Source organism: Neiella holothuriorum, assembly GCF_019457915.1.
GTDB lineage: Bacteria > Pseudomonadota > Gammaproteobacteria > Enterobacterales > Neiellaceae > Neiella > Neiella holothuriorum.
Window position 1 is genome coordinate 81,291 of record NZ_JAHZSS010000007.1, and the last position, 23,086, is coordinate 104,376.

The 23,086-nt window shown below is 45.5% G+C and carries 19 protein-coding genes and 1 other RNA gene; 7 read left to right on the forward strand and 13 right to left on the reverse strand.

Features of this window, described 5'->3' with window-relative positions:
- Positions 1–97: 97 nt before the first annotated feature.
- Positions 98–484: a MerR family DNA-binding protein gene (locus tag K0504_RS07810; RefSeq protein WP_220103622.1), complete on the reverse strand. Its 387-nt coding sequence runs from the start codon at positions 482–484 to the stop codon at positions 98–100.
- Positions 485–763: 279 nt separating this feature from the next.
- Between K0504_RS07810 and K0504_RS07815 the strand changes: the two genes are divergently transcribed.
- The 3 genes from K0504_RS07815 to K0504_RS18660 all read left to right on the forward strand — a co-directional run bounded on the left by K0504_RS07815 (position 764) and on the right by K0504_RS18660 (position 3,752).
- Positions 764–3,043, forward strand: coding sequence for a heavy metal translocating P-type ATPase (locus tag K0504_RS07815; protein ID WP_220103623.1), 2,280 nt, complete (start codon positions 764–766; stop codon positions 3,041–3,043).
- Between the two features lie 4 nt (positions 3,044–3,047).
- Positions 3,048–3,401 (forward strand): cupredoxin domain-containing protein, encoded by a 354-nt coding sequence (locus K0504_RS07820; RefSeq protein ID WP_220103624.1) that lies wholly within the window; start codon positions 3,048–3,050, stop codon positions 3,399–3,401.
- 186 nt (positions 3,402–3,587) lie between these two features.
- Positions 3,588–3,752, forward strand: a complete 165-nt coding sequence (locus K0504_RS18660) for a hypothetical protein (RefSeq protein WP_449867076.1) — start codon at positions 3,588–3,590, stop codon at positions 3,750–3,752.
- 110 nt (positions 3,753–3,862) lie between these two features.
- Here the strand turns inward: K0504_RS18660 and cas6f are convergent, their stop codons facing one another.
- The 4 genes from cas6f to K0504_RS07840 are packed head-to-tail and all read right to left on the reverse strand — an operon-like array spanning position 3,863 to position 8,747.
- Positions 3,863–4,471: a type I-F CRISPR-associated endoribonuclease Cas6/Csy4 gene (gene cas6f / locus K0504_RS07825; RefSeq protein ID WP_220103625.1), complete on the reverse strand. Its 609-nt coding sequence runs from the start codon at positions 4,469–4,471 to the stop codon at positions 3,863–3,865.
- Entirely contained in the window at positions 4,468–5,499 is a 1,032-nt protein-coding gene (csy3, locus tag K0504_RS07830; protein WP_220103626.1) for a type I-F CRISPR-associated protein Csy3, read from the reverse strand. Before csy3 ends, cas6f begins: the two co-directional genes overlap by 4 nt.
- A gap of 6 nt (positions 5,500–5,505) precedes the next feature.
- On the reverse strand, positions 5,506–7,542 hold the full coding sequence (locus K0504_RS07835; protein ID WP_220103627.1) for a type I-F CRISPR-associated protein Csy2: 2,037 nt from the start codon (positions 7,540–7,542) through the stop codon (positions 5,506–5,508).
- Complete coding sequence (locus K0504_RS07840) at positions 7,539–8,747, reverse strand: TniQ family protein (RefSeq protein ID WP_220103628.1); 1,209 nt, start codon at positions 8,745–8,747, stop codon at positions 7,539–7,541. The genes K0504_RS07835 and K0504_RS07840 overlap by 4 nt, the downstream gene beginning before the upstream one ends.
- 705 nt (positions 8,748–9,452) lie before the next feature.
- Between K0504_RS07840 and K0504_RS07845 the strand changes: the two genes are divergently transcribed.
- Entirely contained in the window at positions 9,453–12,071 is a 2,619-nt protein-coding gene (locus tag K0504_RS07845) for an ATP-binding protein (protein WP_220103629.1), read from the forward strand.
- Between the two features lie 133 nt (positions 12,072–12,204).
- Entirely contained in the window at positions 12,205–12,918 is a 714-nt protein-coding gene (locus K0504_RS07850) for a hypothetical protein (protein WP_220103630.1), read from the forward strand.
- Between the two features lie 287 nt (positions 12,919–13,205).
- Here K0504_RS07850 and K0504_RS18550 read toward each other — a convergent pair whose 3' ends face one another.
- Entirely contained in the window at positions 13,206–14,585 is a 1,380-nt protein-coding gene (locus tag K0504_RS18550; protein ID WP_220103631.1) for a DEAD/DEAH box helicase, read from the reverse strand.
- Entirely contained in the window at positions 14,579–15,112 is a 534-nt protein-coding gene (locus K0504_RS07860) for a hypothetical protein (RefSeq protein WP_220103632.1), read from the reverse strand. Before K0504_RS07860 ends, K0504_RS18550 begins: the two co-directional genes overlap by 7 nt.
- A gap of 100 nt (positions 15,113–15,212) precedes the next feature.
- Between K0504_RS07860 and K0504_RS07865 the strand changes: the two genes are divergently transcribed.
- Positions 15,213–15,524: a helix-turn-helix domain-containing protein gene (locus tag K0504_RS07865; RefSeq protein WP_220103633.1), complete on the forward strand. Its 312-nt coding sequence runs from the start codon at positions 15,213–15,215 to the stop codon at positions 15,522–15,524.
- Here the strand turns inward: K0504_RS07865 and K0504_RS07870 are convergent.
- The 5 genes from K0504_RS07870 to K0504_RS07890 all read right to left on the reverse strand — a co-directional run bounded on the left by K0504_RS07870 (position 15,521) and on the right by K0504_RS07890 (position 21,212).
- The gene (locus tag K0504_RS07870; protein ID WP_220103634.1) at positions 15,521–16,582 is read right to left on the reverse strand and encodes a TniB family NTP-binding protein; all 1,062 of its coding nucleotides are present in this window, start codon (positions 16,580–16,582) and stop codon (positions 15,521–15,523) included. The two genes, K0504_RS07865 and K0504_RS07870, sit on opposite strands and share 4 nt — an antisense overlap.
- 2 nt (positions 16,583–16,584) lie before the next feature.
- Positions 16,585–18,450, reverse strand: coding sequence for a Mu transposase C-terminal domain-containing protein (locus K0504_RS07875; RefSeq protein WP_220103635.1), 1,866 nt, complete (start codon positions 18,448–18,450; stop codon positions 16,585–16,587).
- 6 nt (positions 18,451–18,456) lie between these two features.
- Positions 18,457–19,080: a TnsA endonuclease N-terminal domain-containing protein gene (locus K0504_RS07880; protein ID WP_220103636.1), complete on the reverse strand. Its 624-nt coding sequence runs from the start codon at positions 19,078–19,080 to the stop codon at positions 18,457–18,459.
- A 122-nt stretch (positions 19,081–19,202) separates the two neighbouring features.
- Positions 19,203–19,299, reverse strand: an RNA gene (ffs, locus tag K0504_RS07885) — signal recognition particle sRNA small type.
- A gap of 62 nt (positions 19,300–19,361) precedes the next feature.
- Complete coding sequence (locus K0504_RS07890) at positions 19,362–21,212, reverse strand: AsmA family protein (protein WP_220103637.1); 1,851 nt, start codon at positions 21,210–21,212, stop codon at positions 19,362–19,364.
- Positions 21,213–21,324: 112 nt separating this feature from the next.
- On the opposite strand from K0504_RS07890, the gene K0504_RS07895 reads away from it, so the two are divergent.
- Positions 21,325–21,657, forward strand: coding sequence for a hypothetical protein (locus K0504_RS07895; RefSeq protein WP_220103638.1), 333 nt, complete (start codon positions 21,325–21,327; stop codon positions 21,655–21,657).
- A 62-nt stretch (positions 21,658–21,719) separates the two neighbouring features.
- Here the strand turns inward: K0504_RS07895 and K0504_RS07900 are convergent, their stop codons facing one another.
- Positions 21,720–23,078: a class II 3-deoxy-7-phosphoheptulonate synthase gene (locus K0504_RS07900; RefSeq protein ID WP_220103639.1), complete on the reverse strand. Its 1,359-nt coding sequence runs from the start codon at positions 23,076–23,078 to the stop codon at positions 21,720–21,722.
- Positions 23,079–23,086 lie beyond the last annotated feature (8 nt).

Here is a 23,086-nt window from a genome sequence, read left to right on the forward strand (position 1 = left end):
ATTGCTAAAATGAACGTTATAAGATGCATCTTAGACCCTTCCCTAAGGGTAAGGTCAATAATAGTTTTAAATTTTTTCTAACGAAATGTTAATCCACTCACTTGGTCAATGAAGCTAAAATTGAGCATGTTGATTTCTCATTGTTCTCACATCGAGTAGCCAACGCAATCAAGTGTTCTTTGATGTGTTCCAACTGAGCTTGTTGCTTTTCAATAGCTTCAACTTTTTGGCAAATAAGTTCATGTACGTCTGCACTATGACGTGCTGGGTTGTTGAACAGCTCAATCAACTCCCGACACTCGTCAACAGAAAAACCTGCGGCTCTTGACCGATGAATCAAGTTGAGGATCGGAAGCACTGAATCGTCATAGCTTCGATACCCGTTTTGCTGTCGAGCTGGCTTTGGGATTAAACCTACATTTTCATAATATCTGACGGCCTTAACCGTCAACCCTGCTTTTTCTGCCACTTCGGAAATTTTCATTGTACTGACTCAAACCTTGACCTTACTGCAAGGGTAAGGTTTAAGCTATTCAATAGCAACACTCATTAATAAAGGTCGTGATATGAAAATGTTTGCCACTTGTGCTCTGCTCGTAGCCATTGTTTTGCTGTACTTGAGCGCCGGTATCGTACCAATCGCCGCTTTAATCCTTGTTGCATTAATTGCGCTTGTTTTCATCAAAACGGCGTCTCAGGGCCGCGACTGTTGTCAAACTAGCAGCTCAAAGTCCAACTGCTGTTCATCTAAGGAGGAGTTGTAATGTCCTTATCTCCAAGCCGGCCTAAAGCGGGTTCGACGCCCAACGGTGAAATTTGGTTATCGGTCACTGGGGCTAAATGTGCCAGTTGTGTCAGTAAAATTGAACAAGCCCTTATTCAAATCGAGGGTGTCAGCAATGCCCAAATGAACTTTGCAGACCGAACAGTTGCCGTAACCGGAAATGCTAGCGCAGAGCGGCTTATATCAACCATTGAACAAATCGGTTACCAAGCCAAGAAATTCGATGAAGATAATTTGTTAGATTCTCAATCAGCGCAGGAGCAACAAGACATATCTACGTACCGCAGCCGTTGGCGACATGCAATCCTGGCCCTAGGGCTTGGTTTCCCTCTGATGCTTTATGGACTGCTCGGTGGTGATATGTCGATTCAAACTCAGAACCAGCAGTTCATTTGGTTGCTGATTGGGCTAGCGACCGGAGGAGTTCTTTTCGCCTCTGGCAAACACTTTTTTGTAGGTGCATGGAAATCGCTCCTCAATCATACGGCAAGTATGGATACCCTAATAGCATTGGGGACAGGAACGGCTTGGCTTTATTCCATGGTTGTTGTGCTCTTCCCTGACGCTATTCCGTTGGCTGCGCGCCATGTTTATTTCGAAGCTTCAGCCATGATCATTGGTCTAATCAACGTGGGCCTGGCACTAGAGCTCAAAGCTAGAGGCTCGGCCTCTTCTGCGATTAAAAAGTTGATCGGCTTGCAAGCTAAAACAGCAAGGGTCTTGCGCAATGAGCTAGAGCTAGATATTCCCATAGAGCATGTTTTGGCTGGCGATCTGATCCGCATTAGGCCAGGAGAGAAGATTCCGGTCGATGGGAAAATCATAGACGGAAGATCTTCTATTGATGAGTCCATGCTGACCGGCGAGCCGATGCCTGTCAGCAAGGAGTCGGGCGATCGCGTATCTGCAGGCACTATTAACAAAAATGGGACGCTTGTTTTTCAAGCGACGCACGTTGGTAAAGAAACCGCTCTTGCGCGAATCATTCACATGGTTAAGCAAGCTCAAGCCTCTAAGCCTTCAATTGGTCGACTTGCCGACTCGATCTCATCGTATTTCGTGCCTGCCATCATGATCATCTCAATCGTCTCTGCGCTTGCTTGGCTCAATTGGGGGCCGGATGGAGCACTGAGTCTAGCCATTATCTCCGCTACAACTGTGCTTATCATTGCCTGCCCCTGCGCATTGGGTCTAGCAACTCCAATGTCGGTTATGGTTGGCGTTGGCAAAGCAGCAGAGTCCGGCGTTTTGATCCGCAACGGCGAAGCACTGCAAACAGCCTCACAATTAACCACCATGGTATTGGATAAAACCGGAACCATCACCGAAGGCAAACCGCAAGTGACGGATCTCAAATTGTTAGGTGACTTGGAGGAATCGCAGGTTTTAACTCTATTGGCAAGCGTTGAGTCAGGTTCAGAGCACCCTATTGCCGAGGCGATATTGAGCGCCGCTCAAGAAAAAGAGCTTTCTTTAAGCCCGGTCGATCAGTTTGACTCAATTGATGGGCATGGCGTGAGTGCCAAGTCTGACGGTAAACATATTCTGATTGGCAACGATAAGCTGATGAATCGATTTTCCATCGAGTATGAGGCCCATGCGATAGCAACCAAAGAAATTGCACAACAGGCCAAGACCCCGTTATTCGTTGCGATAGATGGAAAATTAGAAGCCTTAATCGCAATTTCAGACCCAGTAAAAGCTGATTCTCTAAGCGCAATTCAGAGCCTTAAAAATAGCGGTCTTAGGGTCATCATGATTACTGGTGATAACCAGCACACAGCTCAAGCGATAGCTTCTCAAGTCGGAATTGATGAAGTATTCGCTGAAGTTCTGCCAGAAGGAAAAGCACATGAAGTTCAAAAGCTACAGCAAGCCTTTGAGGTTGTAGGAATGACTGGAGATGGGATTAACGATGCTCCAGCCTTAGCACAAGCTGATGTTGGTTTTGCTATTGGTACAGGAACCGATATAGCAATCGAAAGCGCGGATATAGCACTGATGCAAGGCTCTTTGCACGGCCTCGCTGACGCCATTAATATCAGTAAAGCAACGCTCAAAAATATTAAGCAAAACCTATTTGGAGCATTCATCTATAACGCTGCGGGGGTTCCAATCGCCGCAGGTGTTTTGTATCCGTTTTGGGGAATACTGCTGAATCCAGTTATCGCGGGAGCGGCAATGGCTCTTTCATCTCTCACCGTGGTTAGCAATGCCAATCGCCTGCGTTGGCTTAAACGAAACATGAAGGGGGCTTAGCAGCATGACCACCATCAATATTATCGGGCTTGCTATCATCTTACTAATCGTTTGGTGGTTCTGGCTTTATCGTCCTAAGCCCGCTGTTAAATTACAAAGTAATCTAGTTATTACCGTCGAGAATGGGGTATACACACCAGCTTTTATTCAAATTAATGCGATGCAACAATCTCAACTCACTTTTCATCGTAAAGATCCATCCCCATGTGCAAGCTCTATTGTTATTCCGGCAGCAGATTTTTCTATTGAGCTTCCGTTGAACAAGTCGGTGAGCTTAACATTACCGCCCCTTGCAAAGGGAGAATATGAATTTCATTGTCCGATGAAGATGTATAGCGGAAAAATTCGGGCGGACTAGCTACTCACAAGAGAAGAACCTAGAGCTCCCAAACTTAAACTTGCACAAAGCAACAGCCCTAAAAAAGAAACCCAACCAAATTAGTGGGTTCTTGTTTTCTGCTTGCTCAGCAGGTTTGGTTGCTTTCTTCCTGATCTATTTTTAGCTGCCTATGCGGCAGGTCACTTACTACATGCAAGTGTGTTTGTGCTCGCTATCTTTTTAGCTGCCTATGCGACAGGTCACGATGGCATGTGTGTCAGTATTGCCATTGAACTCTTTTTAGCTGCCTATGCGACAGGTCACACTCAGCGCCTTGAGCTACTACAAGGGTTGATCTTTTTAGCTGCCTATGCGACAGGTCACTATTAAAATTAGTCAGCAAACGCATGAATTACAAGGTGTTTCCTGATCAGGTAATTAGAAAACCAACAATTTATAGGGTTAATTAAGCGCCTGATTTAAAAGATAAATATTGCAACTTAAGAAAAAAGGGGTAAATCGATATTCGGCACGCTTCCTTGCCAACGCTGATTGGTTGCTAGACCATAGGAGTTGAAACCAGCTGCATTCACCTCACGAGCATCCTGCTTTTGCACATGCAAAACAAACTCTTGTTGTGAGCATTTACTTTCGATTGGTATGCGGTGAAAAAAGTCAAACTCACGTTCTTCTGAAGCTTGAGGTATATAGTTATCGCAGCCACTTCGCTCAATAGCCCTGCTCATTCGTCTTCGTTTAGATGCAACAAAGGTTTTAGCAATAGTCTGGTTTCTCACAAAGCGTACTTTAGGCAACTGTTCTGGTAACACTTGCACGCTAGACACATTGAAAAGCCCTTCCTGCTTCATCATCGAGAAATACGGCTGGTAGCTTAGACCGACTAGTTCTTTCTCTGATGGACCGACAAAAGCGATGGCTTTGCCAACCGACTGAATCCCCCAGAGCGGGAATGCAACACCAATGGAGTTTGCTGCGTTTTCATTCGAGCTCAAGAAACCATGCAACGTTTTGATGCACCGGCCTGCAAGCAAGTTGCAATCGGCAGACTCAGGAACAAACTCAACAACAAAGCCATAGCGACTACTCATTTCTTACCCTTAGATGCTCCGTTGAATACACCAGCTTTGATCAAAACAGCCATGATGAAGTGCACTTCGTTTGGGATTTCTTTTCCCTGCTCTAGTCGTTCAATCCAGTGCTCGGTACGTCCGACAAGCTGGTAAAAATCATTCCCATTCTTAGGGTGCCTGCGGGCAATCACATATTCTCTATCAGATCCATACTCATTGACTCTCAATCGCTTATCTGCATTTGGTTGCCACCAATCATCAATCATTTGCAATGCTGCGCCCACCTTTTGCGCATGAAAGGCAACGGTTTCTTGCCCGTTGAGCAGGGTCTTTGCCAACTGTCTTGAGGGCACACCATCATGCTTTGAATCAACGAACTCTTGACTAGGATAAATTTCGTCACCGCCACCCACTGTGAGTTTGGCGTTTACATCGAGGTAATAGAGAGAGTTCGGATCAGTGAGACCTTTTTCGATAAATGCTTTTAGGTTTTCTAGCGCGTCTTGTGCTTCACCCTTCCAAGAGCTTGCCCATTGGAGGCTATATGCGTTTGAGATTGTTATGACTCGGTCGTCGTTCGTCAAAACCTTAATATCTAGTGAGCGGCAGGTGCGATTACGCCACAGCCATGTTCCCATGAGTATGTTCTTCGCAATCCTCTTGGCTATTTGGGCGTAGCCTCCGCGCTGTTTATATAGCTCAGCGAGAGCAGTTAAGGTTTGTCTTGTTTCATCAAGAGCACACACGTTGGGCTTCAGGGAATTAGCATTGATACGCAGTGAAAAGTCACAATAAATCTCAGAAACCCTTGGCGGCACGTAACACTCTTCAATGAACTGCGGGTTCGAATAGGCCAGAGCTTGCGGTGCCGTATCCTTAGGTTTCATGCCTTTGGATTCAAAACCCTCTGCAAAACCAGCTTTTGGCGCTCTAATACGAGTTCGATCGACACCGATAGGCTGTTCTTTGTCATCAACGAGATAATAAAAATATGCCTTACCCGGAGAGAGCGAGCGACAATAATTCAGCTGAGAGCACAATTCCATAGAAGCTTAGTCCTGATCCTTTTCTATAAGAATAGACTCATGACTTGACCTCATGCGCCAAAAAGCGCTGCTAAAAAAGTGAGGTTGGCCAAGTAATCGCACTTCAATGGGATTCAACGCCTTCGCGATTCCCAGCAAGTTATCTGCGTAAGAATGCATCGAAGAAACGCTCCCGCTTCGCTCGCAGGGCGTATGCATATGTTGATAACCAGGCGCCGTTGCGATGAAAGACTCATCTTGCTCTAACTCGTTTAACAGTTCGTAAAACGAATCCGTATGAAACCCTGCCGGGTAAACCCAACTTGCACTGCAATCGATACCCTTAAGAAGAAAAAACAGCTCCGACCGGCAGCTAAAACTTCGAAGCCATGATGTGTTTTTTTTAAGTTCAGGCGGAAAGACAGTTCCCCCGGCCAGCGTTAAAGGAAGGTTCGCCTGAAGACTTTGATATCGCGCCGCTAAGTCGATATTTGTATGGACTTTGATAACAAGATCGAACTCTAAATCAGATCGCCAATTGCATCTAGTGGTAGGTCGCTTGGCCGCCGAAACCACTCGTTTTTTTGCAACGCTTTTCGGCTCGGCCAAGTTTGCAGCATTAAAAAGACGTTCTGAGCGCACGACCAAAGCGAAACTTATGAAGCTTAGCGGTTCACTCTCTTTAAGGCTTGCCCTCATGCCTCGTTCAAACTGATGCATAAAGCCCCAAAATGCTGTCAAACTTGGCAGGCCAACCACAGAAGGGCTGCTTTGTGCATTACAATCTTCTGCTCGCATTTCGGTTAGATAAATATACTGTTCAGTGGATGGCAACTCCGTTGACAACGTTTTTTGAAACTGTTTCAAAATCCAATTGATTTGAGTTCGAATGGGCTGGATCAATCGACCATGAAACGCAAATCGTTTGGAATATTTATTGTTCTGCAAAGTTAAGTGAGCCTGCTGGCTCAGTGCTTTGCCAAGCCTGGTGATCTCATCGGTAGGTAGCTGAATAAACTCCTTAGCAATGGGAGTAAGTTCCTCTGCATCAACCGTTGTCTCTTCGTATTGGTCCCTCAATTCAATCATTGGAAGTAACCACAGCGCCAAATACTTGCGTAAAACTTTGACCTGACTATTGCGGGCTCGGTGATAGTCTTGGCGGGTAAGTGCAGGTTCATAACCGCACAAATGAGCTAATACGTTGCAAATTCTCCGATTGGTTAGCTGATAATCATCAAAATACTTGGCGCGGTTCTTTCGGCTTTGCAACAGGCCATGTTGGGGCTTATGCTTCGTCTGGAGCGGCGAGAAAAGTTGCCTGTGATTACCACCAATACTGGCGCTGAGATTGCTAACGCTTGCAGGATGTGGCAGTTCCGAACTCACAAAGCGATGGTCTGTTTGCATGCGACTTGCTCGTTCCGCTTGAACTTGCTGGGCATGGCTAACAACAGGTGTGACAGAAACATAACCCTGCTGATAAGGGAATTGAACCTGAGGCGAGTATGGGCTTACTTCATCTGGGTACGATGGAATTCTTATACTTTCTCGAACTGTTTCCGTTAGTTTTTCTAACCGATCTTTGTTTAAGCCCAGTTTTTTGAGAGCCCAAAGCCATGCACGGGCCCTCTGCCGCACTTCCTCCATCAAGGAAGTTTCTCTTCCTTCCCACAAAAATGTATTGAACAACCAGATAGTGTGGCGGTAGCACCCCGAATTGTGTGCCCAGCCAAGTTCTGGAGGATTGGCATGCTCAGTAATAATACGCTGCCCATACACTCGCGAATCTGGATATTTAAGGTTGTGAGTATGCGCCCATACCAACTCGCCAAGAGCAATGTCAAAGAAGCTCTCGTGCTCAAAGTAACTTTTGGCACGTTTAACGTCTAAATAGTCGTTGCAAACCGGTTTGCTTAGCGACAGGTTGAGTAGAATTACCAGCGCACTTAATTCGTCTCCGGTAACATCCACAGGCTCGGTATACAGCATGAATGCCCGCTTGATAACCTCTTGCTGCTTTGTCACAGGCTCAATTTTGGTGAGCTCTCGTAATTGCTTCATAATCCACCTTGGGCGCAATCATTAGCGGAACTATTGAAAGCAGTCCCCAACAAGGCGAGCCTCGTATCGACGATCGAACTAAGTGTAAAAGCGGGCTGATATGAGGGCAGCTTGCTATGCAGACTAACTCGGGTTGCAAGCTTAACTTCACCCTGTTCATACAGTAGATAGATTCGGTTGGTCGAGCAAGACAGCAACGCAGCTGCATCAAGTACACTCACCAAAACGTCGCCAAGACCACCAGTCTTCGAGGTTGGCACCGACACTGCAGAAAGTAGCCCTTCAAACAAAGCACTAAGCACAATATTACGTTTGAAATCTCGATACGGTAACCGCGAACAATCGCGTAAGGTTGTGCCCAAGACATCATCGAGCGAAGTTTGTTGCCAGGGCTTCATCCGTGTTTGATCCGCTTTAGCCATCGCGTCTTTGAGTTCAACTTTGAAATTTTCAGGCCATTCACGGCAATAATTATAAAACCATTGAATATCGATATCAGATTCAGCTCGGGAACGAAGAAACCATGACAAGAAGCCGAACCTTGCCGAGATGTCTAAATCGCTCAAGCAATACCCCTCTGCTTTGGTTACCACCAATATGGTTGATAGCCACAGGCTAGCCTCATTTGCCGGCTTCGTTTGCGCATTGCGAAAGTCAAAACCACAATCGCAATGAGTTATATCCTCCGAGTATTTAAAGTCACAACTTTTGCCACATTCTGGGCATTGGTGCAGCAGCTCTCTCCCATGAAAATGACAGGCTGTGTACGGAAGTAACTCCCAGCGCTGTCGAATATAGGCTCTATGACGAAGGCATTGAGGGCATACAGGAGTGTTATTCATGCGGAGCATTGCTAGTGGGAAATCAACGCCCATTCGGTGAACTGCACGTTGGTCTGGCGAGAGATGAGTATCCGAGCGTGTCAAAGCCAACTTGAGAATGGAAAAAGGCTCTAACTGCAAATCCGTTTCTAGTTGGCGCAGGACTCTAACACGCAGTTGGTGACTGCTTTGGGCATGATAGACATTGATGCGCTCTAGTTCTTTGGGTAATGCCCCCGAAACAGCCTCGTTCTGTTCCAGAAAGCGACAAAGACACTCTTCGGCAAAGTGAGTAAAGCGCTCATAGCCTTGATGCTGGCAAAGGCGTAGCAAGCAGCTTTCCAGCGACTCATCAGGGTAGAAGGTGAGATTGCGGTTTTCCATAACACACCAAAACTTAGTTAATCTAAGTTTTAGTGTGTTGTATTTTGCCCTAGTTGCCAGCCGAAGTAAGTCCATTTGTTAACACCGTGACATGTATCAAATAAAACTGGATTAGTCTGGACGTAATCCGTCACTCTTCGGCTCAAGGCTAGAGCAGATCTGGCAAGTATCTCTAACTAGTTTATGCCCCGAAGTGAGTTAGGCCATTGTGCAACATTGACGCCTTAAAGGACGTCTCATCCAAATTTAGGTAATGACATTAATATAAGTTATTTCTAATTTATTGACCCAAGTCTCTTTATGAGTGGCGGGCTGAGAGTAGCTTTGGATAACGTTGGAGGTCAGGTTTTATAACCAAGTAATGTTAAGACAAGGAGTAAACATGGCTGTTAAACATACACCTACAGGAGTTGTTCACAAGGGGGCCAAAGGAGGAAAGACAGGTTGTGGGGTTGACACAAAGAAGCACTCGGCTCATTGGACACCGTCATCACAAAGAATTACCTGTGACAAAAATGGCTGTAAAAATTAGGTAGTAACTCTGTATTCGCCAAGTTTAGAAATGCTTCAGTATTTCAGCTTGGCGAATTTTCATTCGCTCTAGCCCACTAAAATACGGCATAAAATCAAAAAATAGCCGAACTCCGAAGGCTGGGTGTTCCCTGTGTTGATGACTAGCCAAGTGACGATATAAAAGGAATTATTATGATTAGGGCTGAATATCTTCGATTCATGCAAACCCTTCAGGGGCCAAGTACGACGGACTCTGTGCGTAGAATAGCGAACATTGTGTCATATCATTTAGAGGAATTAACTCCTTTAAGTACTCATCAGGGACAGCGTATAAGAAAAATGGTTGACCTATCCCATGCTAACTGGGAAGGGGCTCCAACTCATATTCCACCAATTCCAGACGACAGTGCTGCACCAGAGATACAGCTATCACGATTAAAAACTATGACTGTCGGTCCATTCAGAGGTTTTGCACAACAGGAAGAGTTTGACCTAAACAGCCGTCTAGTACTGGTCTATGGCCCCAATGGAACTGGCAAATCAAGCTTTTGTGAGGCGCTGGAGTATGCATTGCTGGGTAACGTAGCTGAAGCGGAAAGCAAGCGTTTTCGTGATCAAAACGAATACTTAAAAAATGCTCACGTTAATGCTTTTACTGCCCCTGTGGTAGTGTCAGAAGATGAGCAAGGGAGCGATATTAGCGTCACAGCGAATGAGTCAGCATATCGATTTTGTTTTGTCGAGAAAAACCGCATTGATAGCTTTTCAAGAATAGCTGCGCAAGCGCCCGCGAGACAAACTGAGTTAATTGCAACGTTATTTGGCCTAGAGTCATTTACCAGTTTTACACGCAACTTTACCTCAGAAATTAGCAGTCAATACATAGACTTACAAGGTAAGGAGGCTCTTTTGCTTGCACAAAAACAGCAAAGCCTTCAGGGAGCGCAACAACAGATTCAATCAAGTTCCGCCGAGTTACATCGAATTGCCGAGGAAGAACAGAGGTTAGCTAATAGTTTCAGAGCAGGCACCAGCTTTGAGCAAATGAAAGTGGAGCTTAGCGGGAATGATCACACTCCTGGACTAATACAGCAGTTAGAGGTTGAATTACAACACCCAACACCGCTTAAAAGTGGCCTAAGCAAGGGAGCTATAGAGGCTATGGGAAATGAAGCGGCCTCCATGATTTCCGAGTTAAGGATAAAGCAACAAAAATTAGTTGATTCTAGTCATCAGGTCTCATTTAAACAGCTTTATGAAGCGGTAGTTCAAGTCCAGCAGAGTAGTTCAGATGCATGTCCTGCTTGTAAAACACCATTGCAGCAAGTTGTGGTAAACCCGTATATGCATGCAGGACAAGAGTTAACTAAATTGCAGGATTTGGCAGCACTTCAGCAGGGCGTGATTCAACTTAAACAATCTGTACTACAAAATTTGTTTAATATTTCACAAACACTCAACACCTGCTTGAAGTTCTTCTCTCAGGGTAACCCTTTAAAGCCATTTGAGATTGTGAATGCACAGCCCGAATTAACGTGGTGGGATTCGCTGTTGAGGCAGTTGCCAGATAATTATACGGCCTGGCAGCACTTAGTTAGTCAAGTTGAGCAGCTTGAAGCAAGTGATAAAAAAGCAGAAGAAGCGTTAAGACTCAAAGGCGAAAAACAAAATGAACTAAACCGGTTGCGTGACTTAGCACGTCAGGTGACGGTATTAGAGACTCAAATGCAAACAGTGACGAATAACACACTTGCATCTCAAAGGGTTATTGATAATTTTCAGATAGATAATGCTCAATTAATTGAGAGTGTAGAAGCTGAAAAGGCTGTCATTGTAAAGAATCAGGAAATTGTTGCTGCATACGCAGCATTTGTTCAGAAGCTAACAAGCTACAGTAATAGTCTGCCAGCACAGCTAGTAGCTGATTTGGGTGAGCAGGTTGTCCGATTGTATAACTCGTTCAATCGGAATGACGTTCAAAGTGAGTTATTGGCAGATGTGAAGCTTCCATTGGCTCAAAATCAAAGACTAAGAATAGCTTTTCAAAGCAAACCTGAGCAATTTTTCGATGCTCTACACGTCCTGAGTGAGGGGCATGTACGTTGTTTGGGGTTAGCCATTTTGTTGGCCAAAAACCTGAAGGAGCAAGCTCCTTTACTTATCTTTGACGATCCTGTAAATGCGATTGACGATGATCACCGCGAGTCAATTAGACGAACCTTGTTTGCAGATCATTTTTTCATGGCCAAGCAAGTTGTGTTGACCTGTCATGGAGAGGAATTCTTTAAAGATATTCAGAACTTGCTTTCGGTCGCAGACATTCGAGAATCTAAATTACTGAGTTTCTTACCGAGGTTAGGTGAGCAGCATATACGAGTAGATTATAACTGTGCACCAAGAAACTACATCTTGGCAGCAACAACCCATATAGAACGAAATGAGGTGAGAGAAGCGTTAGCAAAGTCCCGTCAGGCACTTGAAGCCCTAACCAAAGATAAGATCTGGAAATACGTACACAGGCACGGGGACGGGAATCTAAGTATAAAGTTACGCTCTTCTACCGAACCAATTGCGTTGAGAAATTTAACTGAGCAGCTCAGAAGTAAGATCGGCCGAGCAGAGTTTACTGATCCAAACAAAAACGCGATTTATGATCCCATTGATACTTTGCTCGGTATTAACCGCGGGAGTCGGGAGTGGCGATATTTGAACAAAGGAACTCATGAAGAGTTTGATCGGGCCGAGTTTGATCGAGGTACTGTTACAGATATTGTTTCAGCATTAGTTGGCTTAGATGAGGCTCTTGGGTAACTATCATTTTGAACAGAGGTGTTTGGCTGTACTTCACAATACCAATGAAGAATTTGCTTTCCATCACTTTTCAGATAGTCACTGAATAGAGAAGCTCTATGATCTGTCATGTTATACATTCTATGGAGAAAAAGTGTCTAAGATATTCGCTTTCGTAAAATTATTTGAAAATAGAGATTATGCTGAAGATTTTGTGAACGGAAAATTGTTCATGAATACCATTCGCTCTTTTAAAGAGTATAAAGACGAATCAGGGGAGTTACGGGGCGATGAGTATGAGGGGGTAGTTGCCTTATACCAGCCAGACAAACTAGGTGAAATCAGGTTGGGTGAGCATACTATTCCGGCTTCTGACTTGGCCGCACCTATAGTTATACACGGGAATAATCTTTTGGATCATAATGTCTTCTGCATTTACTCACTAAATAGTCGAGGGCACGAAACAGTATCGTCAGAAACAATATCTGATTTCAAACGAACGCTTGAGCTTCATGAGTCATGCTTTGGGTTGGGCAAGTTCTGTGTTGTTATCACGAATGCTTCACAGTTTATTGCACGCTGTAGATCAGCAATCGAAAAGATCAACTTAAAAGGTAATCTTGGTTTAGTTGATTATTTCAATGAAGATGAGTTTCATGGGAGCATGCCCGGAGATAAGCTTGGATATCAAAAGCGGAGCTTGTTTTCACAGCAGCGAGAGTACCGAGTGAAGGTTGATATCAATCGGACTGACTCTAGTCCATATATTCTGGATATTGGTAATCTAAACGATATTGCAGTAATAACCACTCCAAAAGAATTCAATTCTAAGCTAGAACTTAAGCTCCCCGATGGCAGCAATGCATAGCAACGTGCTACTAAGTAATATTTAATTTAATCAGCTCTATATGGTTTCTCAGAGTGCATGTTACCCATACATTTTCTCATCAACACCACCAGGCATAGAGAGCCAGGGCTAACAAACTTTTGTCCATAAACGCACTAGTTGATAACACACGCATGACACTTAATGGTTGTGATTAAGGCCAGATTTAACCATTTTATTCGGCTAATTCAGCAAGCTAGAGTGATTAACTTGAATACTCAGCTTTATCAGTATTAGCCAATCATGCGCTCTCATCGCAGAGAGAGAAGTTATGCTAAGTTCCCATGCTCCTGAAAGACTTTAATCACGCGATGATGAAAGTGGCCGAAACTTAGTGTGTCAAAATTTAGGTTGTTGGCAGGAAGTGTCAGTTCGCTAAAGCTGAGCACGCCGGTACCCAAGCTTTGCGGGGGCAAGGCTTGCACTGATTGATGCTCGCAGTCTATTAGCGCAATATCAGGCAAGGTTTTGTTTTGAGGCTCAACGGTCACCAATGAGCAACTTTCTGGGATGTCGTCTTGGACTCGCTGCGCGTATTCAACTAAACGGCGCTCAGCAAAGGTAAATAGCCACGCTTCTTGGTTGGGCGCTTGATTCACTCGAAGGATTCGCCCTAGAACTTGCCTGAAATAGAGCTCTGTTCGTACCGTACTAACATGGCAGCAGACTTGTAGGCGTGGAATGTCAGTGCCTTCGCTAATCATGCCAACGCTAACAATCCATTGCAGATTGTTGTGACGAAACGATTCGATTTGCTGATGTGGGCGCTCTTTTTGATAGGTGACGATGCAAACTGACTGGTCAAATTCGCACTTGAGCAGCTGAGCAATTTCATTCGCGTGAGCCACTGACGATGCCACCACAAGTCCGCCTGCATTTGGGGACTGTTGACGTATTGCAGACAGCTTACGGCACGCCAGTTTTAGCAAGTGTTTTAGCGCTGTAGGCTCCTCAACAACGCTACGGTATGAGTGCTTGGTTTCTTTAAGCATCTGCTGCAGGCTGGAAAAGTGCTTAACACCGTCGTTTTGCGAGCGACTTTCAACCTGATTATCCACTAGCACAATTTTAGGAATGCGGCATACACCATCCGCAACGGCTTGTGTAAGGCCGTATTGGTAATCAACCACAAGTTTACCTTCTGGGTTGGTATATTTTGCCAACGCAATAGGAAGCTCGTCTGAGCGCCATGGCGTGCCAGACATGGCAAGCGTGTAACTTGCAAGGCTTTGCACTCGCCTCATGATCATTTGCCCCCACATGTTGGCCTGTGGCGACCCCGTTGAGCAATGATGGATTTCATCAAAAACCACGAATACTCGGTAACGCGATAACGTCTGCCAGAAGCTGTCTGAAAGGAACTGTATAGCCTGATATGTTAGGCATTTTCCTATCGAGCCAAGCCCGCCATCAAAGCTGCAACCGAGATGTTTTGAGAATGTTGCTGTGATGCCATTGCAGACTTCTTTAGCTGGCGCAAAACAAAGCACTAAATCAATTTGACGACTTTGGAGCAGTCGCTTAGCAACTTCTGCGGCAAGGAAGGTTTTACCGCTGCCAGGCGTTGCCTGCAGGAAGAAATGAGCTTCGTCAGAGAAGTATTTGTGTTCTACGAGTTGTGCACACTCTTGCTGCCAGCCTCTTAGCACTTGGTTTCACTCCTCAGCGAGTCGATGGTGGCAGTGACAGCTTTTACTTTACCTAACAAATTTGCGGAGCGAATTTGTGCTTCGTACAGTAATTTACTTAGTGATACGCCTAGACTTGGAAAGCGAGCGATAAGGGATTGGTATTCTTGGATTTCACCCAGCGTTATCTCAAGCTCGCCTTTGTGGCAGCTCAACTCTTCACACAATACCTTTTTATCATCATTCTGAATGAGGCGACTTGTTTTAGGCTGCTGATATTTGGCTTTGTGCGAAGCAAACGATTGCGCAAGAAATTCGTCTGAAACGACATAACGCTTGGAACCATCAACCTCTGTAGTATTCAACCAACCTTTACGCTGAAAGTTCAAAATTTGCCGGTATATTTTCTTTCTTGCCTCATTAGGGTCTTGCGGTAACAAGTTCGCGTCTAATGCTGCATTCCTCAATTCAACAACCGTAAAATTATTCATCTCCTTTTCAATCAGCAGCTTAAACATGATGGCATTAATTTTTGGGACAGCTTTCACTAACGTCAGACACCTTGACAAAACTTAGGATTGCTAAGTATACAGAAATCAGCAAAACTTAGACAATCTAAGTTACCTACGGTTGTTTGATGATGAATAAGTGCTCAACGAAAACCCGATCCCAGCGAGGCTCAAAGCCGCCCGTAAAAAAGCCAAGATCACGCAAAAGGAACTTGGGGTAAAAATTGGCATGGAGGAGAGCTCAGCGAGTGGCCGCATGAACCACTACGAAAAAGGGCGACATATGCCCGACATAGGAACGTTGCGGCGAATGGCACAAGAGCTCAATGTGCCGCTCAATTACTTTTTTTGCGATGATGACCTAAGCGCTGAAATAGCCTGTGCAATTGCAAAATTAAGCACTGAACAACAAACCAAGTTACTCGAAGATTTGGTAAAACAATCAGACTAAGCTTTAAGTGGCTTTTTGCTAAGCAGCATACTCAAAGGTAGATGGTCACTAAACCGAGGTTTGAGAAGTTTGTCCTCATCGTTAGTTGCTGTGGTGTTATAGCTTGAACTGACTTGAATTTGGCTCAAGTCGATAGCATCGAACGGCATGGTAAAGGGATTTTCATCTTGCTTAAACTTTTGCTCAAATGCTTTGGCAAGTACGCCTTTATCGAGTGGAGCATCTTGTTGAAGGCTCAGCATCAAGGCATATTGCAGGAAGTTTTTTAAAGCTCGCGGTTCGCCTTTCGACATTGCAAATAGCGGATAAAGAACGTCATTGCTTGTTAGGTTTGGCTTATCCTCAAAGCCCATCCTTGATGCCAAACCAGCTACAAACATTGCAAAGTGGCGCTTTTTCTCGGTATCGATTCGATACTCGATTTTTCCTGACTCTCTTATCGTGCGTATCAATTTAAAGTACTCCAACTCTCGCCGCCAGGTTAAGCGGGAATTCCATTGGGGCTCTTCGGCTAAAATTTCCGCATACGGCATCCCAGCAAGTACAAAAGATACGCAGGCCTCTTCACTAATGTACTTAAATGTATTGGCGATCTCCTGTCTCTGTTGAGGAGATGAATACTCAACTAATTCCTGAACTTCATTGACGATGATTAACTCTACCGATTTACGTTTGAGCTGAGTTACGAGACCTTTAGCGAGCGCTACTTCGCTTCGATTTCGAATCGGGCGCGAACCAGAATTTTGCCCTAAGTCGACGAGCAATTGCATTAAAGAGTTACGTTCAGAAACTTTACTAGGAACTCGAGTCGACAAAACCGGCTGCGCTGCGAATGAGCCTGCGGAGACTTCAAAGCGAGATAAGTAATTGGCTATTAGCGCGGACTTTCCTGAGCCAGCCTCTCCAGTTAAAAGAAACGATTCGGCCTCGGCTCCAAGTGAATGTTGAAACCTAAGCTGATCAAATATGTCATATATTTCGGTTATTTGAGGGTGCTCAATGTAGCAGTTGGCAAATACAGATAACTGCTCACGTTGTGGGAGGGTAAGATTTTTCAATGTTAATAACCCTCAATGTCACCAAGATCATCATCGGATAAACTCGAAAGCTCCTCTCGGGGAACCACAGTCTTGTTCATGGGTTTGGAGATGATGGTTGTTGGCCCATCACTGCCAACATCACGGATTTTGGCTAGCTTGGATGTGTGCCCGGTTTTGATTCGTGACGTCTTTTTCTGTTGCAGTTGAGCGAGCCGGTCTGTTTCTTGTTGAAGTCGTTGCTCAAGATAGAGTTGAGTATCAGCCAAACTCTCTTCATCAACCAAAGCCTGAGTATTCGTTCGGCGCACTTTTTGAATGACCTTGTGCTCAAAAAGAGATAGTCCTTTGGTGTAACCAGTGACATCTACAGCAGGAACTTTGATATAGCGCTCCTCTTGCTCCAGGTAGACATAAATCGCACCAATATCAGATGGGTCGGTCTTAGTTTTCACCTCAATGTAGCCGTTTGAAGCCGGCGTGTATTTTCGGTAGTTATTTAACTCATCCGACTGATAGCGCAGCCCATGTATATTGATGCCGTTTTGCCTAACAGTCCGCGTGCTAAGCACTCCCAACTCCACACGCAAACGGTCAGCATCTTGACGACTGTATGTAATTGGAGGCCACTCAGAGCTTTTCCAACTATGGTAAGGAATTCCGCGGCCTCGAGCATCTGGCGACATGTGGTAATGATCGACAACCCATTTGTGAACAAGCTCCATAAACGTTGAGATTCGAATCACTGACTCTTTTTTGGGGTCGTAATCTTCGAGCTGCGTAGGGTTGGTGAACGTTTTACCCGGCATTTCATTGATGAGCCCCTTGTTGAGTTGATCAAATAGTTTTTCAATGCCGGTTTTGCGCCAAGGTTTTGCTGCTTGGCTGTAGTGAATGTCAGTCACTAAGGGTTTAAGTGATTCTTCAAGGCTAGCACTCCAAAATTCAGCGCCATTATCAACAATTAAGTAATCAATTTTACCGCAGCAAGGCCACTCATTTTTTATTGACGGATATTTTTTTCGCAGCCACGACTTATCAAGCAAGGTATTGAGCAGAGCTTTCCGGACTGAGTCATAACTAGGCTCTCTGAAATTAACGCTCAGACCAACAATACACTTACTGAAGCGATCATAGAGCATCGTCAGGTAAGGCCGTCCGAGAGAAACATCCAGCTCATCATCAATAAGAATTACAGGAACTGGAGTATGGTCAATTTCAACGTACTCCATTGGTTTAGTTGCAGGAATTTGCTGGCCAACGGTTCTAAACTCTCGATCCGCATAACGCTTACCAAACCTTGCTACAGCAACATCATACGGAGGAAGACTATTCACCCGCTGGTAAAACGCACGTTGGCTAAGAGGTTTGACTTTCCCCTCAACAATCGAGCGGTTTTCAATTATGACTCGACTCTTGTAATAACGGTAAGTCGCAGCAATAGAGACTCTTTCTTTGGTCAGGTACTTCTTTTCAATTGCCTCATCAACCAGCCATTGTGAATCGCGCACCATTTGACGGCATCCCTTGGAGCGATGCTTGGGGACTAGTGAATCAACTGATTTACCTGATTCAAAGTAAAGCTTTTTCCAATTCACAAGCGTTCGCCAACTTGGTGGAGATACCTCCAATTGCTCTTCAATAAGCTCTAATACTGGTTTGATATTTTTTTCGGTCCAGCCTCCTTCAAGACGCTTTGCGACAAATTGAATGATTTTCTGCCTCCGCATGGCTTCCTGTTGCAGACTTGGGGAAACTGAATCAAAGGCAGGTTCAGTAAGCTGAGGAGGTGGGGCGATATCATTCGATGTTAACTCTGGTTGCGCATCAAATTGCTGTTCGCTGGCTTCCATCTCGTCAATGAAGCCAAACATACTGCCATCGCCCATATCAACTTAACTCCACACGACGCTATCTAAGCCGAACGCAGTGTTGCGAACGTTGGTTTTTAGTGTGCCGTTAGAAATCCATGACAATGCTGAAATTAGTGTTTCGCGTTCAGAAGTACCTAGAGATAGTGCAACGTCCAACAAGGTCACTTGCTGGTGTTTTTGCACAAACTTTAATACCGCTTTTTGTAGCGCAGTTATTGTTTGAAGGCCTGAGTAGCGGTGCAACAACTTAAGGTTGCCAATAACAGGGTCTAAGCGGATCTGTTTCTCAGTAACGAGAATCAAGCGCTTGCCATACTCACTTAGCGAAATACGCTGTTTTTCGGCAAATCTCGCACGAAAATCAGGCTTGAGGATCTGACTTGAATGTTTCACCTCAAAGAAAGCAGCTTCAGAGTTGCCATCTTCCACAAGAAAATCTGGCGTATAGCGACAAAGGCGGTTGTTGAAGCGGTATTTGAATCCGTCGGGCTGCGACTGGTAGGAGGCTACCTCAGGGTCGTATTCAAGGTGGAAGCAAAAATCAAATTCGAGGATTGATAGAGTGCGCACAACAGCATCATTCTTCAAGCTCATGAACTTGCAGATGTTGTGGACATGAGAGGATTTTTTGGTTTGGTCGTACATGCTTAGGCCACCGTTTTGTTGTAAACCTACAACAAAACGTAGTCTATGCAGACTTAGTGTGCAAATTTGCAAACTTCTTTGCAATTTATGCAATCTTTTGATGCAAACATCAAGGGTGGCGGTCCCACCAGCCACATCCCGGCACTCGAGTCACTTGCTGTGGCTGCTTCCTTCCGGATCTGACCAGGTTCACAAGCTATCAATGCGAGAGGACCCGAGGGACCACCATAAAAGCGGCGAGCATTATTACTTAATCACCGCTTTGGTTGCAAGGGGATTTATTAGTTCTTATCGTCCTTATTACCGCCTAAAAATCCGCCAAGCTTATCTGACAATTTTTTCAGGCCTTTTTCTTTCTCTTGTTCAAGCTTCTCTTCGTACTCACCTTTCAATGCGGCACTCATGTCAATGCCATAATCGAGATCATCTAATGGCCCGCTAACTTTCAGGGGCACGGTCAAACCAGCCAAATCATCTGACTCAGAACCGCCCTGACCTTTTGACGTCGCTACCATTTCAACACTCGCAGCATAATCAAGCGTGCTGGCCACAACGTCCATATCGCCTTTACCATCGACACGAAGCAGCGGAGAAGCGAGTTTTAGGTCCGGATTATTAACCACACCTTTGGCTAGAGAGAAGCTACCGGTCAATGCAGAAAAATCGGTTTTCTTCACCTCTTCGCTCGCCTTCTCACCTTTCAGCATGGCTTTGGCCGAGCGAATCATCTGGGCAATATTTACGCCTTCTAGGGCGCCGTCTTTAAACGCAAAATTACCGTTACCGGTGCTCGCCGTTTTTAATTTATTAGTCGATAAACCAGTGCCGCGAATATCCATATCAAAATTGGCGTTGCCTGACACCATCGTGAGCTCGGCCAAGTCAGTTAGCAGTGGCAAAGCTTGCACCGAGTTCAATTTGAACTCACTTCGATATGAACCCACAGGCTGCTGAGCATTTAAAACCGCTCTGGCATCGGCTGTGCCATCGTATAAATCAAGGTGAATTGGGTTCGCATCCAACACACCATCTTTTAGGTTGGCGTGTAGTTTTACGTTGGTCACCGTCAGGCCGGCAACAAGCACTTTATTAAAGCTCAAGTCACCATCAAAATTGACACTTTTTAAAGCGCTTAAATCTGGTTCCGCGTCCGGATCACCCGGTGTTTTTTTCGCTTCCTCTGGCGATTCGCCATTGCTTACCGGTGTAAACTCATCCACATTCAAGGTATCAAATGCCAATGCCATTTGAATGTCCGGCACCGCTTGTTGTTGGAACTTGAACCAGCCACTGCCCGTCAAGCTGCCCACTTCAATTTGAATGTCTTTCAAGTCCACGCTAGGGCCAGCTAAATCAATCAGCCCATGACCGCTAATTTTCTTGTTGAGTTCGCCATTTGGAATCGACGGCCCTTTGATGTCGGCTTGTAACGCCAGTTCATGCAGCTCGATGAGATCAAATGCCTCAGCAATGGTAATTGCGGACTCGATGGCAATAGAAATGTCGGTGTCATCACTTTTAACTTCAGCCATCAATGCCGCTTCAGAACGCTCACCAGGCACGAATTGGTTCAATTTGAAGTAGTTCAACGTCACTTGCTGCTGTGACATTGTTTGCTGGTTATCAACTGCCAACGAAATGTTAGTGATGGCAATAGCGCCTAGCTTCACACTCGCTAAGCTGCCTTTTGACGAGGAGCTATCGGCTGGCTGCGTCTCAACAGGCTTATCGGCACTGCTGGCTGAGGTTAAATCGGCCAAGTTGTCGGTACCATCCGGCAAAGTGGTGAGTTTTACGCTCAGTTCATCCACCGCAATGTGGCTGACTTCTAAATTACCGCCAATAAGCGGCAACAAGGCAACTGACACATCTAACTTTTTCAGCGAGGCCATAATGGGCTCGGCAAAACCGGCAGGGTTTGAAAAGGTTACATCAGCCAAGCCGAGGCCAAAGTTAGGAAATAAATTCCAACCGATATCGCCAGCAATCACTAAGTCGCGGCCAGTAGCATCTTTCACCGCGCCACTAATTTCATCTTTGTAATCATTCGGGTCAAATACTGCGGTAAACACAACGACAGCTAGCACCAGCGCTGCGACTACACCAGCAACGATATACAAGAGTTTTTTCACGAATCTATCCTTTTTTGTCAACGACTCATCATAATCCTAATAGGATAGTTGCATTTAACCCTAACTCATTGTCAAATTTGTTATAAATCTAAGAAAATTTTTGAGATTGAAAATGTTTTTACGTGAAATTCGATGCCGATTGCTTATCGCCAGCGCACTGCTAGCCGTTGGCAATTATGCCTATGCCGTTGAAACGGATAGTGAACAGGTTTGCCAACGTCAAATTGATCGCTTTGTTGGCATGCAAAATCACGTCAAACAACTTGGTGACAACAGCGTGCCAGCTATGTCGGTGGGCTTAACGCCTGCTCAAATTGACGCCATTACCGAACAATTCGGCGCTTGCTCGGCTTGGCAACGTTTAGTGGCGAGCCTGCAACAACAACATGGCACCGTGTTGGATAAAACCGAACAAAAAACCGGCTTACCCTCCCCCAAGCGATAAATGTCAGCCATAAAAAAACCGGCCAATCAGCCGGTTTTTTTTATGGTCAGCCGCACATTTGACTATGCACTAGCGGCACGCGCTTGCTTAATGTGCTCGGCAATCAAGAATGCCAGCTCTAACGCTTGGTCTGCGTTCAATCGAGGATCGCAGTGGGTGTGATAGCGCTCAGCTAAGTCGTGCTCAGTAATTTCAAACGCACCACCAACACACTCGGTGACATCGCGGCCGGTCATTTCAAAATGAACGCCACCAGCGTAAGTACCTTCTGAGCCATGGATCTCAAAGAACTGAGTCACTTCGCGCAAAATCGAATTCACTGAGCGAGTTTTATAACCCGTATCAGCCTTGATGGTATTGCCGTGCATCGGATCACAGCTCCAAACCACGTTGTAGCCTTCCTTCTCTACGGTGCGAATAATTTGTGGCAAATGATCAGCAACGTTATCGGCACCCATGCGAACAATGAGATTTAAGCGACCCGCTTCATTATTTGGGTTTAGGGTATCGACTAAGGTGCGCAAATCATCCATTTGGGTTGTTGGACCAACTTTCAGGCCAATTGGATTATGAACACCTCGACAGAACTCCACATGAGCACCATCAGGTTGACGCGTGCGATCGCCAATCCACAGCATATGCGAGGCACAGTCGTACCAGTCGCCAGTTAAGGTGTCACAGCGAGTCAGTGCTTGTTCATATGGCAACAACAAGGCTTCATGGGATGTATACAGCGTGGTTTCATGAAGCTGCGGCGTATTTTGCGACGTCAGGCCACACGCATTCATGAACGCCAACGTTTCATCGATACGATTTGCTAGTACCTGATAGCGCTCGCCGAGCGGGCTTTTGGCAACGAAGTCCAAGTTCCATTTATGAACTTGATGGAGATCCGCTAAGCCACCTTGAGCAAATGCACGTAGCAGGTTGAGCGTTGATGTGGCTTGGTTATAAGCCATCATCATACGTTCAGGATCGGGCACGCGGCTCGACTCAGTAAAAGCGATGTCATTAATGATGTCACCGCGGTAAGACGGCAAGCTAACACCATCAATGGTTTCCATATCGGCAGAGCGAGGCTTGGCGAATTGACCAGCAATACGGCCAATCTTGACCACCGGGCACTGGCCCGCAAAGGTCAAAGCAACGGCCATTTGCAGCATGACTTTAAAGGTATCGCGGATATGACCCGTTCGAAATTCAGCAAAACTCTCAGCACAATCGCCGCCTTGAAGCAAAAACGCTTCACCACGAGAAACTCGCGCCAAATCAGCTTTTAGCGCTCTTGCTTCGCCCGCGAAAACTAGCGGCGGCTGCTGGGCAAGGTGTTGTTCGACGGCGTGTAATTTTGCTGCATCAGGATATGTTGGCAGCTGCTTTACTGGCTTTGAGCGCCAGCTATCCGGGCTCCAGGGAGTCATTGTGGGTC

Bases quoted from the DNA above. Each gene is read 5' to 3' on its own strand.
- K0504_RS07810 (WP_220103622.1), bottom strand. From the start codon at position 484: ATGAAAATTTCCGAAGTGGCAGAAAAAGCAGGGTTGACGGTTAAGGCC.
- K0504_RS07815 (WP_220103623.1), top strand. From the start codon at position 764: ATGTCCTTATCTCCAAGCCGGCCTAAAGCGGGTTCGACGCCCAACGGT.
- K0504_RS07820 (WP_220103624.1), top strand. From the start codon at position 3,048: ATGACCACCATCAATATTATCGGGCTTGCTATCATCTTACTAATCGTT.
- cas6f (WP_220103625.1), bottom strand. From the start codon at position 4,471: ATGAGTAGTCGCTATGGCTTTGTTGTTGAGTTTGTTCCTGAGTCTGCC.
- csy3 (WP_220103626.1), bottom strand. From the start codon at position 5,499: ATGGAATTGTGCTCTCAGCTGAATTATTGTCGCTCGCTCTCTCCGGGT.
- K0504_RS07835 (WP_220103627.1), bottom strand. From the start codon at position 7,542: ATGAAGCAATTACGAGAGCTCACCAAAATTGAGCCTGTGACAAAGCAG.
- K0504_RS07840 (WP_220103628.1), bottom strand. From the start codon at position 8,747: ATGGAAAACCGCAATCTCACCTTCTACCCTGATGAGTCGCTGGAAAGC.
- K0504_RS07845 (WP_220103629.1), top strand. From the start codon at position 9,453: ATGATTAGGGCTGAATATCTTCGATTCATGCAAACCCTTCAGGGGCCA.
- K0504_RS07875 (WP_220103635.1), bottom strand. From the start codon at position 18,450: ATGGGCGATGGCAGTATGTTTGGCTTCATTGACGAGATGGAAGCCAGC.
- K0504_RS07880 (WP_220103636.1), bottom strand. From the start codon at position 19,080: ATGTACGACCAAACCAAAAAATCCTCTCATGTCCACAACATCTGCAAG.
- K0504_RS07895 (WP_220103638.1), top strand. From the start codon at position 21,325: ATGTTTTTACGTGAAATTCGATGCCGATTGCTTATCGCCAGCGCACTG.
- K0504_RS07900 (WP_220103639.1), bottom strand. From the start codon at position 23,078: ATGACTCCCTGGAGCCCGGATAGCTGGCGCTCAAAGCCAGTAAAGCAG.